12 protein-coding genes and 3 rRNA genes are annotated in these 17,850 nt (G+C 54.8%); 1 reads left to right on the top strand and 14 read right to left on the bottom strand.

The window, feature by feature from the left end:
* The 9 genes from ACLI1O_RS05815 to ACLI1O_RS05775 all read right to left on the bottom strand — a co-directional run bounded on the left by ACLI1O_RS05815 (position 1) and on the right by ACLI1O_RS05775 (position 8,034).
* Positions 1-909: a copper transporter gene (locus ACLI1O_RS05815; RefSeq protein ID WP_284772280.1), complete on the bottom strand. Its 909-nt coding sequence runs from the start codon at positions 907-909 to the stop codon at positions 1-3.
* 14 nt (positions 910-923) lie between these two features.
* Complete coding sequence (steA, locus tag ACLI1O_RS05810; RefSeq protein ID WP_349839428.1) at positions 924-2,084, bottom strand: putative cytokinetic ring protein SteA; 1,161 nt, start codon at positions 2,082-2,084, stop codon at positions 924-926.
* Between the two features lie 10 nt (positions 2,085-2,094).
* Positions 2,095-3,765, bottom strand: a complete 1,671-nt coding sequence (recN, locus tag ACLI1O_RS05805) for a DNA repair protein RecN (RefSeq protein WP_284772278.1) — start codon at positions 3,763-3,765, stop codon at positions 2,095-2,097.
* A complete protein-coding gene (locus tag ACLI1O_RS05800; protein WP_284772277.1) occupies positions 3,765-4,646 on the bottom strand; it encodes an NAD kinase in 882 nt (293 codons plus the stop codon). The genes recN and ACLI1O_RS05800 overlap by 1 nt, the downstream gene beginning before the upstream one ends.
* Entirely contained in the window at positions 4,646-5,452 is an 807-nt protein-coding gene (locus tag ACLI1O_RS05795) for a TlyA family RNA methyltransferase (RefSeq protein ID WP_411707030.1), read from the bottom strand. Before ACLI1O_RS05795 ends, ACLI1O_RS05800 begins: the two co-directional genes overlap by 1 nt.
* Entirely contained in the window at positions 5,452-5,613 is a 162-nt protein-coding gene (locus tag ACLI1O_RS05790; RefSeq protein ID WP_005282788.1) for a hypothetical protein, read from the bottom strand. Before ACLI1O_RS05790 ends, ACLI1O_RS05795 begins: the two co-directional genes overlap by 1 nt.
* Entirely contained in the window at positions 5,604-6,587 is a 984-nt protein-coding gene (locus ACLI1O_RS05785; RefSeq protein WP_411707029.1) for an HAD-IIA family hydrolase, read from the bottom strand. The genes ACLI1O_RS05790 and ACLI1O_RS05785 overlap by 10 nt, the downstream gene beginning before the upstream one ends.
* A complete protein-coding gene (locus tag ACLI1O_RS05780; protein WP_284772273.1) occupies positions 6,587-7,408 on the bottom strand; it encodes a hypothetical protein in 822 nt (273 codons plus the stop codon). The genes ACLI1O_RS05785 and ACLI1O_RS05780 overlap by 1 nt, the downstream gene beginning before the upstream one ends.
* A gap of 170 nt (positions 7,409-7,578) precedes the next feature.
* The gene (locus ACLI1O_RS05775; RefSeq protein ID WP_284849781.1) at positions 7,579-8,034 is read right to left on the bottom strand and encodes an HNH endonuclease signature motif containing protein; all 456 of its coding nucleotides are present in this window, start codon (positions 8,032-8,034) and stop codon (positions 7,579-7,581) included.
* 149 nt (positions 8,035-8,183) lie between these two features.
* Between ACLI1O_RS05775 and ACLI1O_RS05770 the strand changes: the two genes are divergently transcribed.
* A protein-coding gene (locus tag ACLI1O_RS05770; RefSeq protein WP_349819951.1) for an IS3 family transposase occupies positions 8,184-9,376 on the top strand; the annotation gives its coding sequence in 2 pieces (ribosomal slippage) (positions 8,184-8,463 and positions 8,463-9,376; 1,194 coding nt in all).
* Here ACLI1O_RS05770 and ACLI1O_RS05765 read toward each other — a convergent pair.
* The 5 genes from ACLI1O_RS05765 to tyrS all read right to left on the bottom strand — a co-directional run bounded on the left by ACLI1O_RS05765 (position 9,377) and on the right by tyrS (position 17,828).
* Positions 9,377-10,264: a hypothetical protein gene (locus ACLI1O_RS05765; RefSeq protein ID WP_284869959.1), complete on the bottom strand. Its 888-nt coding sequence runs from the start codon at positions 10,262-10,264 to the stop codon at positions 9,377-9,379.
* A gap of 275 nt (positions 10,265-10,539) precedes the next feature.
* Positions 10,540-10,657: ribosomal RNA gene (rrf, locus tag ACLI1O_RS05760) — 5S ribosomal RNA — on the bottom strand.
* A gap of 150 nt (positions 10,658-10,807) precedes the next feature.
* Positions 10,808-13,880, bottom strand: a 23S ribosomal RNA gene (locus ACLI1O_RS05755).
* A 520-nt stretch (positions 13,881-14,400) separates the two neighbouring features.
* Positions 14,401-15,918: ribosomal RNA gene (locus ACLI1O_RS05750) — 16S ribosomal RNA — on the bottom strand.
* The 16S, 23S and 5S rRNA genes sit together here, the layout of an rRNA operon.
* A gap of 623 nt (positions 15,919-16,541) precedes the next feature.
* Complete coding sequence (gene tyrS, locus ACLI1O_RS05745; RefSeq protein WP_284772183.1) at positions 16,542-17,828, bottom strand: tyrosine--tRNA ligase; 1,287 nt, start codon at positions 17,826-17,828, stop codon at positions 16,542-16,544.
* Positions 17,829-17,850: the final 22 nt, after the last annotated feature.

Here is a 17,850-nt window from a genome sequence, read left to right as displayed (position 1 = left end):
TTATTTCTCCTCTTCAGGTAGGGCGGAATCCGCGCTTTCTGCTGAACCGTAGTCTCCCCTGCCCCCATTAAGCTGTTCTTCGGCAGCGGAAATCACGGCAATGCGCTCTACCGCACGCTCAATACCATCTACGGTAGAAAGATTCACGTCCTTGGTGCGCAACTGCTCTATTGTCTTATCATCTTGGGTCTGCTTGCTCCGTGCGCTAAGCACCACGCTGCCATTGACCTCATCCAAAGCGGTGGCTAACTCAGCCAAGGTGTCCGAATAGTATCCGCGCACCCCACTGCCGGAAACAATGATGATGGACTGGGCGGGAAGGATGGTCCCGTCCTTATAATCAATAAAATCCTCATCACGCAGGGCACGCAGCAGCTCAGATCGTTCCTTTACGCTTGCGATTGGCTCCGTGCTTTCTGGATCCATGGATAAGGCCGCCCCCAAAACCTCGCCGCCGTAGCTTCCCACGGTTTTATCGAGTCCCTTAAGATCTGCCTTTTTCGGGGCCTTATCTTTAAGGATTTTTACGATATCGTCTTTGCTTTCCCCCCGCAGGAAGTCTTTACTTAGCTTGATTTCTCCTGCAGTGGTGGCCCCGGAGGCTTCTAAGAGTTTCGTGATTTCAGAAAGTTCATTGCTACTTGCATCATCGGTGGAAATAACCAGCACTGGCCGCTGCGATAATGTACCGGAGACCAAATCTGGGGCTACATCACTGACGATGTCATCACTCGCCTCGTTTTGATTCTGCAAGATCTTATTTTCTTGCACCACCTTGCGGTGTTCTGCACGGATCGGGTCATCGTCGGCCACGCTGGTGGTCAGGTTGGGCGCGATCACCAAGGCACCAAGGGCCACTCCAACCGCCGCCCCAAGTCCGAGGCCCGTAATTAGTTGCGCTTTCGCCATATTTTTACCCCCGCTTAGAATAGGCTCGACCACGTCTGGCTTAAATTACTCAAGAAATCCTGGCTCCCGCCGAAGCCCACGATCAAGATGATCGCTGCAATCGCCACCAAAATGCTCAAAAGGGCCCATAGCCAACCAAGGTGCGAGGACGGAGCGGAATACAGGTTGATTACTGCCTCAGCATCGACCACCTTGGTTCCGGCCTTCAGCCGAGACAGTACAGCAGACGGAGCCACGCGGTTGGCAAAAACATCATCGAGGTCAAAACCACCACCTGCCTGCACGATAAGGCCCGCACCGTGGTAATCCGCAAAGAGCAGCGCTAAATCCGTGGCCGATTCCGAAGCCGCCGGAAACGTCATGGCTCCGATGCCCAATTCTTGGATGCGGTCAATGCTCTCCACGCTGCCTTCTGGATCCGCGGGCACCACAATGCGCGCACCGCAACGCAGCGACTCATCGCTTACCTTGGCAGGATCGCCAATGATAAAGTCAGGCTTATATCCCTGCTCCAGCAAAGAATCCGCGGCTTCATCAACCGCAATGAGCAGCGGCTCATACTCCCGAATGAAATTCCGCAATTCTTTTAGCTGGGAGCGGTGGTCTTCGGTAGGAGATAAAACGATGACCTTCCGGCCAGCAATCTCGGCACCGGATGCGGGGACCCCGAGGCCATCGATAAGCAAGGGGCCCTCAGAGTTAATGAAGTCGATGGAGCTCGCGAAATAGGACTCCATGTGGTCAATGAGTGCGCTTTGTGCCGCCTTGAAGTTCTTGTCTGCGCGCTCCCTGGAAACCTTCTGCCCCGTCCCGATTACTTTATCCGCGACGTAGACCTTTCCATCGTCCCCAATATGTGCCTTCTTGCCATCCTTAAACTCGGAGATAAATTCCTCGCCGAGGCCTTCGAGGAGGTCAATATCGGCATCGAGAAGCATGTGCGGGCCGCAATTAGGAATGGAGCCAGTAGAAAACCTGGCGACGTTGACCACCGCGGAGGGCTGTAATTCCACAAGCGTTTGTGCCTCGGGGCGAGAAATATTCGCCGCATCAATAACGGCGATGTCACCTGCAGAAAACTTCTTAAGACCTTTCGCTCCCGGGGTGCAATCGCGCAATGCAGCATGCTCACCAGGATGATCGGGGGTACGGGAAAACAGAGCCATGGGCTCCATTGTTCCTTGCTTAGTCCGCCAGCTGGGTAAGGCGCGCGGAAGCTTCTTTTTGTGCGCGATCAAAAAGCTCTTGGGCATGCGCGCGCCCCGTCTCCGTGTCATCCAAACCAGCCAGCATGCGCGCCAATTCCTCCACGCGCTCCTGCTCCGTTAGCTCGGCTACCCCCGAGGTAAATTTGTCCTTCGAGACATGCAAATGCGCATCCGCATACGCAGCTACCTGCGGCAGGTGCGTCACGACGATAACCTGATTATGCGCAGCTAGCCGCGCTAGCCGACGCCCAATTTCTACCGCCGCACGCCCGCCCACGCCGGCATCGACCTCATCGAAGACCAATGTCGCACCGTCCTCGCTGGCGAGCACGACCTCAAGGGCAAGCATGACGCGAGACAACTCGCCACCGGAGGCCGCGGTGGCCAACGGCTTCCCATTGAGCTGCAACTCCGCGGCATCGGCGCCCGTCTTGGAATACTTAGCCGCGGACAGTTCAACCGACAATGTGGAATTGGGCATGGCCAATCCATGCAGCTCTTCAGTCACCAGTTTGCCCAGCGTCTCCGCTGCTTTTCGGCGGCCCTTCGTAAGCTCCGCCGCCTTCTGCATCATCTCCTGCTCGGCCTCTTTGACCTGCGCCTTCAGCTCCTCGAGGACTTCCGTCGAGGTATCCATCGACTGCAATTTGGACTCCGCCTCATCGCGCCATGCCAAAACGCCGTCGATATCGCTGGCGTATTTGCGGGTCAAGGCTCGGAGATCCTGTTGGCGTTGCAGTGACTTCTCCAGCAGATTCGGATCTGCCGGCAGCCCCGCGAGGTATCCACCGAGCTCGGCCGAAATATCGCCTAGCTGCGAGGTGATTTCAGATATGCGCTCGCCCAAATCCGCCAGCTCTTTATCCGAGGATCCCACCAACGCTGATCCCGCGCGCCCTAGCAGCGAAGAAGCAGCCTCATCAAGCTCTTCCGTTCCATCGATCGCCGCCAAGGCAGTGTGTGCGGATTCGCGCAGCCCGTCGACGTCTTGCAAGCGCTGCACCAACTGCACTAGCTCCGCGTCTTCCCCTGGCTCGGGTGCCACACCGTTGATTTCCTCTAGCGCATATTGCAGGCGGTCAGCTTCCTGGGCAAGCTCCCTACGAGACTCGGTGCGCCGACGATAGTCCTTGGCCAGGCTGCGCCACTTTTTAAAGGCCTCAGCATAGTCTTCCCGAACGCCAGCCAGTTGCGGGTCTGCACGGTCCACGGCCGCGAGTTGCTCCTCTGGGGCCAAGAGGCGCAATTGGTCATTCTGACCATGCACGGTAATTATCTCCCGCGCGAAATCTCCCAACGTGGCGGCCGGTACGGCTCGCCCTCCCAAATACGCCCGCGATCGCCCCGCAGCCGAAACCGTGCGCGAGACAATAAATTCACCATTTTCATCTGGCTCACCGCCCACCGAGTCCACCAGCTGGCTGATGCTCTCCTTCGCGGAACTAAAATGGCCCTCCACGGCCGCTTTTTTAGCGCCATCGCGCACCCGAGAGGCATCGGCACGCCCGCCGGCCAACAATCGAAGCCCCGTAACCACCATGGTTTTGCCAGCGCCGGTCTCACCGGTCAATACGGTCAGGCCCTCCGATAATTCCGCAGAGCTATGGCGAATGACTCCTAAATCATTGATAGAAATATCGACAAGCACTATTTCTCCTTCGGTCCACGCCAGCCTTCCACAGGCAGCCGCAGCTTAGAGACCAATCGATCCGTAAAGGGCTGATCATCCAACCGCACCCAGCGTACGGGGCGCTTACCGCGCACCACCTCAACGCGGGCGCCCGGCGGCATAATAAGTTCCCTGCACCCATCCAAAATAACCACGGCCGGTGTGGTTTGCATGGTTGATTCCACCGCCACCAAAGAGTTGGGAGAAACTACTAAAGGTTTAGTAAAGAGTGCATGGGCATTATTCGGCACGACCAAGATTGCATCTAGCGATGGCCACAGCACTGGGCCGCCGGCAGAAAATGCATACGCCGTAGATCCCGTAGGAGTCGAAATCAGCACGCCGTCACAACCGAACGACGAGACCGGGCGCCGGTCGATCTCCAAAATCGCATCCAACACGCCCGACCTGTTCTGGTTTTCTACCGAGGCCTCATTCAAAGCCCAACTGCTAGCCAGATGGTGACCGTTAGCATCCGAAATAGAGACATCCACCGTCAGCCTGTCCTCCACCCGGTAGCTCTTCTCTATTACGCGAGCCACGGCACGGTCTAATGACTCCACTTCCCATTCCGCGAGGAAGCCTACGTGCCCTAGATTCACTCCGAGGACCGGAATATCAACCGCGCGTGCCATATCAGCCGCGCGCAGGAAGGTGCCGTCACCGCCGAGAACAAGAACCAATTCACATCCTTCCGCCGCAGCATCAGAATGCGGCACGTGCTGTAGCCCTGGCAGGACGGTTTCGTCCGCACAAACGCGAACCGTTATCCCTGCCTCCTGCAATAACTCGGCTGCACGGGAGGTAGCCTGCAGGTTCTCTGCGCGATTGGCATGTGGAACCAACAATATCTCTCGCATTACTGCGGACCTTCTTCAACAGCAGTATCAATCATCTGTTTCATTGTAGCCACGTCCGTGGACATACCGTCCTTTTTCAGCCACAGGAAATATTCCACATTTCCACTCGGACCCGGCAACGGTGAAGCCACAACACCGTGCAGACTAAGGCCTAAAGACACGGCAAATTCAGCAACGTCCTGCGTGACCTCTTTGCGCATCTCCGGAGAACGAACCACCCCGCCGCTGCCGATGCGCTCTTTGCCCACCTCAAACTGCGGCTTGACCATCGGCAGCAGCCACGCTCCGTCCTTCATGCACTCCACAATTGCTGGCAGCACCAGTTTTAGGGAAATGAAAGATAAATCCCCGACCATGCCATCGCACAGGCCATTGATCATCTCCGGATTAATAGTGCGGATATTGGTCCTATCCAAAACCGTCACGCGGTCGTCATTTTGCAGGCGCCACATTAATTGCCCATACCCGACGTCAACGGATAGCACCTCACGCGCACCAGACGCCAAGCACACATCTGTAAATCCTCCTGTCGATGCCCCTGCATCTAAGATGCGGCCAGCCATGTCGACGTCGAATGTGGCTAGTGCGCCCAAAAGCTTATGCGCGCCGCGAGACGCCCACCTGTCTTCCTCAGACTCCTCGACCTTGATGGAGACTTCAGGATCCACAACTGTTGCTGGCTTTTCTGCTTTAAACCCGCCGACGATCACACGGCCAGACTTGATCATCTCGCGGGCTTGCTCACGAGATCGCGCAATCTTTCGGCGCACAAGTTCTGCATCCAGCCTGCGGCGTTGTGGTGGCATTAGTTCTCCTGCAAAGCATTCCGCAATACGGAATGCGCCCTGTCCAGTTGGTCGACTTCTTCTGCGAGTGTTGGCGCATCTTCGCCAAGAATTGTCGAAATCTCCGAATCTACTTCTTCAGGCTCTTTCACGGCCCGAAAATCGTGTGGCTTTACCGCCATTTCGACACAACCTTTTCCGCAAATTCGCTACGCGGCTGAATATACCGAGGTGGTGCCGGCATCGACCACGCCACTTCCAAGACTGTCCGCAGCGCTTGCACCGAGGTAGAGGATTCATTTCCCCCCTGCAATAGGACATCATACCCATCGCATCGCGCGGTAAAATCTCCTTGCGGTCCCGGTCGCACCTGCGAAATAGGCAATGAAAGCTCGTGCATGCCTGCCCCAATAAAATTAGGCCGTGCCTCCACCGGGGCTTCGATAAGCTCCAGCTCGCCCGATACACCGGTCAAGACATGGAAGGTATTCATCGCTGCGGCGTTACCCCCAACGATATCCGTATCTAGCCTGTCGCCCACCGCCAATGGCTTCTTGGAACCGGCCTTCTTGGCCGCGAGGAAGAACATCGCTGGTTCAGGTTTGCCGGCAGAAACGGGCTCTACTCCCGTCGCCTTCTGGACGGCAGCAACTAGGGAGCCATTGCCAACGCCTAGCCCCCTCTCAATTGGAAGGGAAGTGTCCAGGTTTGAGGCGAAAAACTTCGCTCCTGCCCGGATAGCCAGCGCACCTTCCGTTAGCTGTTCCCACCCAACGGACTTATCAAACCCTTGTAGGACGGCAGCCGGTTTCTCATCGGCACTCGAGACCACGGAAAAACCCATGTCTTTAGCCAAATCACGGAAAGAATCCGCGCCAATAATTAATACCTTCGCACCCGACGGAATTTCCTCGGCAGCCAATTGCAATACCGCTTGGGCGGAGGTGACGATGTCACCTGAATCAGCCGTCAAGCCGATATCCGTCAGCATCGTCGCAACGGCTTCAGGGCTGCGCGACGCATTATTTGTGACATATACTGCGGGAACGCCGCAGGTATTAATAACGTCTACGACGTTGCTGAGCGGACGGCCGCCTTCCCAGACGGTTCCATCCAAGTCCAACAATAAGGCGTCATGTTTGCTTAAAACACTCATTACTTACATTCCGCCAATCGGTCAGCGGCATCGGTCCAATCGCCCTCCTCAATGGCGATGGTGTGCTCGAACCACTCGCGGGCTTCGTCCTTGCGGCCCGCGGCGAGCAGCGCATTTGCATAGGCATACGACAACCTACAAGCGCTTACTCCACGATCGCTGCGATCTGGTTGTGCCCGCTGAATGGTAACCACCGCTGATTCAGGTTGATCGAGGTCAAGGCGAGCACCCGCCAGCACAATCGCTAATTCAATAGCGGATTCTTTGTCTAGTTCCTTCGCCTCCTCGCTGCGCCCCAGCTCTAATGCCTTTTCCGACCGACCCAACCCACGTTCACAATCAGCCATGACCGCGAGCATTCCAGGACCGCCAGAAATACGACGCGCAGCACGCAGCTCAGCCAGTGCCTCTTTCCACTCGCCGGCGCGGTATGCAGCGATACCGTTAACTTCCCGTGCGATAGCCACACGTCCTGCACGATCCTTAGCCGCACGGGCATGCCGCAGCGCCAGTTTAGGATCATCGTCCATCCAGGTCGCCGCCATGATCATGTGCTTGGCGACGGTCTCCGAGTTCTCTTTAGAGAGAGACTTCAAGTCTTGGAGCACCAATGGGTCCAAGTCATTGATATCAACCTCTTCAGGGATGTCCGGATCGGTCATACGACGGTTGATTCGCTCTTCCCGATACCCAGAGCGCTGTGGAGAGAAAGACTTCTTCTTTCCCCCACCGCGAGAATCGCGGTCCCCCGAGTTGCGTGGATTTCGACCCCGACGGTCTTGTCCGCGGCCATTACGGCCGTGCTGGTTGCGCTCCGACATTCAGTCCTACCCTTTCTTGGTTGGAACTCGCACAGAAATACCGCACCCATTCTACAGTGCTAAACGACATTCAAAGAATCTCGATATTTCCCTGCTCTTGTTCTTGGTTTCGATGAACATGGACTCAGCTTTTGGGCGCAGTGGTGTGGTGGTGCTGGGTTAGTGGGCTCTTATTTTTTGTTGTTGTGTTTGTTTCTTTTGTGTGTGAGGAATTGTTTCCAGGTGTAGTGCCAGTGTGTGTTTGTGGTGGCCAGTGGTCCTGTGGGGTGGTCTGTTTGGTAGGTGCCGTTGGTGTGTAGCCAGGCGATGGTGCCGGTTATTGGGTCCATGATGTAGTGGACGCGGCGGTCGGTTTTGATGTTGTGGTGGTGTTGGCACAGGGTGACGAGGTTGTCGGGGTTGGTGGGTCCGCCGTTGTTGTATTCGATGCGGTGGTCGAGTTGGCATGTGTGTGCTGGGGTGGTGCATCCGGGCCAGCGGCAGGTGAGGTCTCTTCCTTGTGTGTAGGCGCGGATGTGGTTGGTGGGCTGGTAGCTTTCGGTTTCTTGTGGGTTGAGTTGTCGGGTGAAGGTGTCGATGTTTTCTAGGTTGGTGATGCGGGACCAGCCGTAGCCTGGGAAGTACACCTTTGTATTTGCAGTCCCGGCGGCTCCGGCATTGTCATCGCTGTTGTCGGTGTTGGTGGCGGCTGCGGTGGTGAAGGGGACCTGACCCCTTTTTGGTGGACACCTGATATCCAGCCCAGTCGGGCTGGGAAGAAAGGTAATCTACCACCATGTCCAGGTACTCCGAACAGTTCAAACGCGATGCTGTGGCCCTCTATGAGAACAATGAGGACCTCTCGCTCAACGCAGCATCAGCAGAGCTCGGTATCAACCGTGCCTCGCTGCATTCTTGGGTCAAGAAGTACGGCACCGGAAAGCGTGCGCGCATTAAAGCTGTGCATGATAAAGCCCAAACGGCGAATAATTCCGAACGGATCCGCCAACTAGAAAAAGAGGTCTCTAAGCTACGCGAAGAACGCGATATCCTGCGCAAGGCCGCGAAATATTTTGCCGAAGAGACTCACTGGTGATCCGCTTCCAGTTTGTCTATGACCACCGAACCGAGTATTCGGTCAAGCGGATGTGTCACGTGTTAAAGCTGAATCGTTCCTCGTTTTATAAATGGGTGCAAACCCGCGAAAAGCGCAGGTTAAAAATGTATTCCGATGCCGCTATTGGTGCAAAAATCAAGACCACTTTTGATGATGAGCACGGGCTTTATGGTGCTAAACGCATCGCTGCAAGCCTTAAAGCCGATACGGACTTCGGCCCGATAAATCACAAGAAGGTCGCCCGCATCATGAAAGCCATGGGACTTAAAGGCTTTACCAAGCGCCGCCGATGTGTCACTACCAGGCGCAAGCCTGGCCACCGTGTCATGCCGGACTTAGTAGGCCGTAAATTCACAGCTGATAGACCAAACCACGTCTATGTTGGCGACATTACGTACCTGCCGTGTAAGGGTGGCAAGAACATGTACCTTGCCACGGTCATCGACGTCTACTCTCGCAAACTTGTCGGTCATGCACTCGCGGATCACATGCGGGTATCGCTGGTTATCGAGGCTTTGTCTCATGCCAGAAAGGTCCGCGGAAGCCTTAAAGGGGCAACTTTCCATTCTGATCATGGCAGTGTGTACACCTCACAGGCGTTTGGGGACCACTGCGCCCAGCTTGATGTGCGTCAATCCATGGGAGCAGTGGGAACGAGTGCTGATAACGCCTTAGCAGAATCCTTTAACGCCACCTTAAAGCGTGAAGTACTGCGTGATAGGAAACTCTTTGAAAGTCCAATCAGCTGCCGCCAGGAAATCTTCCGGTGGTGCATGCGCTACAACACGCGCAGGCGGCACTCCTGGTGCAGCCTTCTAGCCCCCGATGACTTCGAAGCGCTTAATTCAGCTACACTGACCCAAGCAGCATAACTAACCCCCGACGTGTCCACTTTCTGGGGGCCAGGCCCAGGTATTGATCGCGACTTTGGTGTGCGTGTTATCCAGGATGAGTTGGATTAAGGCTTCACCGGCACCGCACTTGTTGTTGGCGGCATGGGCATCAATATGGCGGGCGATGATGGCGGCAGTGGCTTTATCACACGTCACACTGATAGTGGCCCGGTTATTGTGTACAGATACGTTGAGGGTGGGTTCGACCTCGTCAGTGTCGTCGATGGCCAGGTGGTGGGTGTCGATGAAGTCGCGGATAAACCGGCGGATTTCTGCAGCAGTAGGTACATGTTGGCTCGGTGCTGTCGGTGTCAGATAGTCTGCCAGGGCGGCATCGACCAGTCCCACATGTTCGTGGTTGTCGCCTATACGTTCTACTTCCCTATCGATAACCCGCAAGCGTGGTGTATCCAGGATCCACTGCTCCACGTTAGTCGCTGCTACCAGGGGGAGTTCCTGCATGCGGAAATGCGCCCTAATAATGCCAGACAAGATGCTATAGGAAAGCCCTAGGTCTTTAGCCAGGCTGGTCAGTGTCAGATCGACGTCGTCGCCCAGGTCTGGAAGGAGTGACTGGTAGAAAAACCAGGAGTTCTTCCGGGCTTGTGCTCCAGCAGCAGCAATAGGATTGTTTGGGGTATTGGTGGCATAAAAGACTACCGGTTCTCCTGCCTCAGCATCAGTGTCGGTATCAGGTGCCTCGTCGCCGTCAGCGGCAGTGATCATGCGTGCATCAGCTATACCATCGGCGCGCTCGGATTCGCCTGCCGCGCAAGTAGCGCTGGGTAGACGGGTATCTCCCGCCGTGGTGTCATGCACCGGCCCGCCTACGTGCGCGTGGTCTGTGGTGGGTGGTGGTGTACTCATTGTGGTCGAATCCCCCCCGGGGGGTACTACACCCTTCAATGTGTCGAATATGTTTTCGTCTACCAAGGCATCAGACTACCCACCCGAAAAGACACCAGGGGTAAAACCCACACACCCCACCACGCATAACCCCTGCTCGACAGAGTACAAGTCGGCTACACTAGCGGGGGTAAAACCACAATTAATCCCCAAAAGCACCAACCACCCACAATTATTCGGGGTGATGGTCTTTCGGGGACTATCGTATAAACACTATTTTGTTGTTTGTTGTTTGGTGTCGGCGGTGACTTACTCTCCCACAACCTCCCGGTTGCAGTACCATCAGCGCGTACAGGCTTAGCTTCCGGGTTCGGAATGGGACCGGGCGTTTCCCTGTAGCTATAAACCACCGACAAACCTAAAAGAACACTACCCACCACACTGTGTGCGGGTGTTGTGTCAGATACTGCATAGTGGACGCGACACACAATAATGTGTTCATTTATTTGTTTACTCGCTTCACAAGTCCACCCAACATATCCAAACATTGTTTGGGTTGTTGTGGTGTGTTTGTTTTGGTCAATTAGTACCAGTAGCCTTCACACCTTACAGTGCTTCCAAGTCTGGCCTATCTACCCCATAGTCTTTAGGGGACCTCAAAAGAAACCTCATCTTAAAACAGGCTTCCCGCTTAGATGCTTTCAGCGGTTATCCCTTCCGTACGTAGCCAACCAGCGATACCCCTGGCGGGATAACTGGCACACTAGAGGTACGTCCGTCCCGGTCCTCTCGTACTAGGGACAGCCTTCTTCAAGTTTCAACGCGCGCGGCGGATAGAGACCGAACTGTCTCACGACGTTCTGAACCCAGCTCGCGTGCCGCTTTAATGGGCGAACAGCCCAACCCTTGGGACCTACTCCAGCCCCAGGATGCGACGAGCCGACATCGAGGTGCCAAACCATCCCGTCGATATGGACTCTTGGGGAAGATCAGCCTGTTATCCCCGGGGTACCTTTTATCCGTTGAGCGACACCACATCCACAAGTAGGTGCCGGATCACTAGTCCCGACTTTCGTCCCTGCTCGACATGTCTGTCTCACAGTCAAGCTCCCTTGTGCACTTACACTCACCACCTGATTGCCAACCAGGCTGAGGGAACCTTTGGGCGCCTCCGTTACATTTTGGGAGGCAACCGCCCCAGTTAAACTACCCACCAGGCACTGTCCCCAACCCAGATCATGGGCCAAGGTTAGATGCTCAATCCGATCAGAGTGGTATTTCAACAACGACTCCACCACCACTAGCGTGATAGCTTCACAGTCTCCCACCTATCCTACACAAACCGAACCAAACACCAATACCAAGCTATAGTGAAGGTCCCGGGGTCTTTTCGTCCTGCCGCGCGTAACGAGCATCTTTACTCGTAATGCAATTTCACCGGGCCTGTGGTCGAGACAGCAGAGAAGTCGTTACGCCATTCGTGCAGGTCGGAACTTACCCGACAAGGAATTTCGCTACCTTAGGATGGTTATAGTTACCACCGCCGTTTACTGGGGCTTAAATTCTCAGCTTCGCAACAAAAAAGTCACTAACCGGTCCTCTTAACCTTCCAGCACCGGGCAGGCGTCAGTCCATATACATCAACTTAACGTCTTCGCATGGACCTGTGTTTTTGATAAACAGTCGCTTCCCTCTATTCTCTGCGACCCCACAACACTCCAACCGCAAGGGTCTTCACATCACAGGGCCCCCCTTCTCCCGAAGTTACGGGGGCATTTTGCCGAATTCCTTAACCACAGTTCACCCGAACGCCTTAGTATCTTCAACCTGACCACCTGTGTCGGTTTAGGGTACGGGCCATACACACACTCGCTAGAGGCTTTTCTCGACAGTACAGGATCACCACCATCAACCCCTTTAGGGTCTACGCATCACGCCTCAACCACATGTGTAGCGGATTTACCTACCACACGGCCTACACGCTTACACCACCAATCCACTAAGTGGCGCGGCTACCTCACTGCGTCACCCCATCACTTGAACCACACATCAGGCCCCACGACATCAACACCACCAACACTCAAAGAATGCTAGGTAGCGTATCCGCAGTGGTTAGTATCAGTGCTTCATCATGGGCGCACATGTACGGGTACCAGAATATCAACTGGTTATCCATCGACTACGCCTGTCGGCCTCGCCTTAGGTCCCGACTCACCCTGGGAAGACGAACTTGACCCAGGAACCCTTAGTCATCCGGCGGTAAGGATTCTCACCTTACAATTCGTTACTCATGCCTGCATTCTCACTCGCACACAGTCCACGCCTCCTCACGGTAACGCTTCCACCCATGCACGACGCTCCCCTACCCAAACAACAAAAACTGTTGCTTGCCGCGGCTTCGGCGGTGTACTTGAGCCCCACTACATTGTCGGCGCAGAACCACTCGACCAGTGAGCTATTACGCACTCTTTCAAGGATGGCTGCTTCTAAGCCAACCTCCTGGCTGTCTTCGCGATCCCACATCCTTTTCCACTTAGTACACCCTTAGGGGCCTTAACCGGCGATCTGGGCTGTTTCCCTCTCGACTATGAAGCTTATCCCCCACAGTCTCACTGCCGCACAACACAATTGATGGCATTCGGAGTTTGGCTGACATTGCTAAGATTGTAGTCCCGCTCAACCAACCAGTCGCTCTACCTCCACCAAGCTCATACGACGCTGCACCTAAATGCATTTCGGGGAGAACCAGCTATCACGGAGTTTGATTGGCCTTTCACCCCTACCCACAGCTCATCCCCGCAGTTTTCAACCTACGTGGGTTCGCGCCTCCACAACCTCTTACAGCTGCTTCACACTGGCCATGGGTAGATCACCCCGCTTCGGGTCCAGGACATGCCACTAACCACCCCATTAGGATTCGGTTTCCCTACGACTACCCCACACGGGTTAACCTCGCGACATGCCGCTGACTCGCAGGCTCATTCTTCAAAAGGCACGCCATCACACACACAAGGTGCTCTGACGGATTGTAAGCACATGGTTTCAGGAACTATTTCACTCCCCTCCCGGGGTACTTTTCACCATTCCCTCACGGTACTATCCACTATCGGTCACACTGAGTATTTAGGCTTACCGGGTGGTCCCGGCAGATTCACAACAGATTCCACGAGCCCGTTGCTACTCGGGAACCCAACAACCCCCACATCATCATCTTCAGCTACAGGACTCTCACCTACTCCGGTAGATCATTCCAAACCACTTCACCTAACAACAATGCACAGGGCGTGCCACTGGTAGATGACACAAAATCAGGCCCCACAACACCGCACACACAACCCCTACCAGGTATCACATGCACACGGTTTAGCCTCATCCACGTTCGTTCGCCACTACTAGCAGAATCATTATTATTTTCTCCTCCTACGGGTACTGAGATGTTTCACTTCCCCGCGTAACCCCCACAACAGCTATGAATTCACTGAAGGGTAACCCCACATAACCAGGGCCAGGTTTCCCCATTCGGACATCCTCGGATCAACGCTTTATTGACAACTCCCCGAGGCTTAACGCAGCCTTACACGTCCTTCATCGGCTCAGCATGCCAAGGCATCCACCATGCGCCCTAAATAACGAACACACCAACCACCACACACAAACCACACAACCAACAAAAGGTCACGCAGCCCACGTGCGGTAGCAACAAGTGAACTTGACAAAATAAACAAAAAGAAAAATCACATCACACACATGAAACACCACCCACACAAAGCAAGTGGCACCATGCAGATGCTCGCGTCCACTATACAGTTCTCACACAACACCCCGAACCAGCAACCAACACCACCAACAAAGGCAGCATCCATCAACCAGTCAGGCACACAAAAAAGGGGATAATGCCCCAGACACCCAACAATGCACCAACGACTTACCACTAAACACTCATTTTTGTATGCATGGACACTTTTACGCATGTCACAAAGCACTGTCTCAACACTCGGTCCTGCTGATTAAGGTGTATGTCCTACCCGGAATTTCCATAATGCGGTGGCAGCAGAACACTCGCCTACTCAACCACCAACCCACCATCAAACAACAGTGGGCAACCCACAAACAGTGGGCCATTGGCTGCAACTGCAGCCCAATAAAAAGCTCCTTAGAAAGGAGGTGATCCACCCGCACCTTCCGGTACGGGTACCTTGTTACGACTTCGTCCCAATCGCCGATCCCACCTTCGACGGCTCCCTAACACGTTTAGGCCACCGGCTTCGGGTGTTACCAACTTTCATGACGTGACGGGCGGTGTGTACAAGGCCCGGGAACGTATTCACCGCAGCATTGCTGATCTGCGATTACTAGCGACTCCGACTTCATGGGGTCGAGTTGCAGACCCCAATCCGAACTAAGGCCGGCTTTCAGCGATTCGCTCCACCTCACAGTGTCGCAGCGCGTTGTACCGACCATTGTAGCATGTGTGAAGCCCTGGACATAAGGGGCATGATGATTTGACGTCATCCCCACCTTCCTCCGAGTTAACCCCGGCAGTCTCTCATGAGTCCCCAACCAAATGCTGGCAACATAAGACAAGGGTTGCGCTCGTTGCGGGACTTAACCCAACATCTCACGACACGAGCTGACGACAACCATGCACCACCTGTACACCAACCACAAAGGGAAACTACATCTCTGCAGCGATCTAGTGTATGTCAAGCCCAGGTAAGGTTCTTCGCGTTGCATCGAATTAATCCACATGCTCCGCCGCTTGTGCGGGCCCCCGTCAATTCCTTTGAGTTTTAGCCTTGCGGCCGTACTCCCCAGGCGGGGCGCTTAATGCGTTAGCTACGGCACGAAAGTCGTAGAAAGACCCTCACACCTAGCGCCCACCGTTTACGGCATGGACTACCAGGGTATCTAATCCTGTTCGCTACCCATGCTTTCGCTCCTCAGCGTCAGTAACTGCCCAGTAACCTGCCTTCGCCATCGGTGTTCCTCCTGATATCTGCGCATTTCACCGCTACACCAGGAATTCCAGTTACCCCTACAGCACTCAAGTTATGCCCGTATCGCCTGCACGCCCGGAGTTAAGCCCCAGAATTTCACAGACGACGCGACAAACCACCTACGAGCCCTTTACGCCCAGTAATTCCGGACAACGCTCGCACCCTACGTATTACCGCGGCTGCTGGCACGTAGTTAGCCGGTGCTTCTTATCTAGGTACCGTCACACAAAGCTTCGTCCCTAGCGAAAGGAGTTTACAACCCGAAGGCCTTCATCCCCCACGCGGCGTCGCTGCATCAGGCTTGCGCCCATTGTGCAATATTCCCCACTGCTGCCTCCCGTAGGAGTCTGGGCCGTATCTCAGTCCCAATGTGGCCGTACACCCTCTCAGGCCGGCTACCCGTCGCCGCCTTGGTAGGCCATTACCCCACCAACAAGCTGATAGGCCGCGAGCTCATCCTACACCGAAAAAACTTTCCAACCACCACACTAAAGATGGCTCCTATCCGGTATTAGACCCAGTTTCCCAAGCTTATCCCGAAGTGCAGGGCAGATCACCCACGTGTTACTCACCCGTTCGCCACTCGAGTACCCTGCAAGCAGGGCCTTTCCGTTCGACTTGCATGTGTTAAGCACGCCGCCAGCGTTCGTCCTGAGCCAGGATCAAACTCTCCACAAAAAGAATTTCAGCAAAACACTGAAAAGGCCGTGAAAAGCCCAAACCTAACCAAAAGAACAAACCACCACAAACCACACAAAAGCAGGCCCATGCTGGCGTCCAAAAATTACTACAAAGAAAAATCATTGCCTCCCCAACCCGACGGGGCAAAAAAGGGAGACAAAAAGTTGAACACAATCACATGCCAACCAATCCATCAATGCAGCCGAAACACTAAACAGTATTCAAAAAGATGCGTATTCCAACACCTTACCGGCACACACCAACCAACAAACCACACAAGATTCGCTGGCCAACAGACCAATCAACACACAACCATGCACACAAAAATAAAAAATAAGTACATTGGCACACTATTGAGTTCTCAAACAACATCCACACACCACAAGAAAATTAACCAAACGTTAACCTCTCGTTGGCGGCTCGTACTAACTTACCCAACAACCTGAACCAAGTCAAATACTCGAGCCAAGTCAGTACAAAAAGTCACTCAAAAGTAACCAACCGGCTACCTCTCGGCAACTTCGATAAAGTTACACCCAACCCCGAAAAACACACAAATCCCCTGGTAAACACGCAAAACGCGATTACCAAGGGATCAGTCAACAGCTAAGGTGACGCTCTTAGGAAGGATCCACGACCCGTGCCCCGGCGAAGCGCTTCTTGCCCTTACGCAGCACCAGCCACGAACCGTGCAGCAGATCGTTGGAATTCGGCGACCACTCGATGTCCTCGATGCGCTGGTTATTCACGTAGGCGCCACCCTCGCCCACGGTGCGGCGCGCAGCACCCTTTGATTTTTCCAGTCCCGCCTCAACCAACAGATCCAGAATCGTGGCCGCTGGGTCGACCTCGGCAATCTCGGTTTCCTGCAATGCGGAAGACAACGTGGCCTCGTCCAAATCCTGCAGCTCTGCCTTACCAAACAACGCCTGGGAAGCCAGCTCCACTGCTTCGGTGGCCTGCTCGCCGTGCACCAAGGTGGTCATCTCCCGCGCCAATACGCGTTGCGCCTCACGTTTGTGGGGTTCCTCCTCTACCTTGCGCGCCAGCTCTGCGATCTCCTCCTGGGTGAGGAAGGTAAACCAACGCAGGTAATCGATAACCACCGCGTCGCCAGCATTGATGAAGTACTGGTACCAGGAGTACGGGCTGGTCAGCTGAGGATCCAGCCACAGTTTGCCGCCGCCGGTGGACTTGCCAAACTTATTGCCCTCGGCATCTGTCACCAACGGCACCGTCAGGCCATGGACCTTCGCACCATTCACGCGACGGTTCAGATCGACGCCGGAAACGATGTTTCCCCACTGGTCGCCACCGCCAATTTGCAGCACACAATCGTACTCTTTGTGCAGGTGCACAAAGTCGTTTGCCTGCAGCAGCATGTAGGAAAACTCGGTGTAGGAAATGCCGTCGGATTCCAGGCGGCGCTTGACCGTATCGCGGTCCAGCATGGTATTCAGCGAGAAGTTCTTACCGATATCGCGTAGGTACTCGATGACGTTGATCTGGCTAGTCCAGTCCGCATTGTTCACCATCACTGCTGGGATTGCGGACTCGCCCGCCTCAGTGAAGTCGACGAAGGCCTCAAGTTGGTCCTTGATTGCCTGCATATTCTCTGCGATCTGCTCTTCCGAGAGCATGGATCGCTCTCCGACATCGCGTGGGTCACCGATCATTCCCGTCGCGCCACCGGCCAGCGCGATGGGACGGTGACCGAATTGTTGGAAGCGCTTCAGCATAATCAGCGGCACGAGGTGGCCAGCGTGCAGCGAGCTTCCCGTCGGGTCGAAACCGCAGTACAAGCTGATCGGGCTCTCTGCGGCTTCCTTCAATGCCTCTAGATCTGTCGACTGGTTTATCAGCCCGCGCCATTGCAGTTCATCGATGATGTTCGTGGTGTTGCTCATACGTAGGTGTTCCCTTGTTGCC

The sequence above is a fragment of the Corynebacterium sp. LaCa78 genome, assembly GCF_046717505.1.
GTDB lineage: Bacteria > Actinomycetota > Actinomycetes > Mycobacteriales > Mycobacteriaceae > Corynebacterium.
This window is presented reverse-complemented; position numbering and strand designations above follow the sequence as displayed.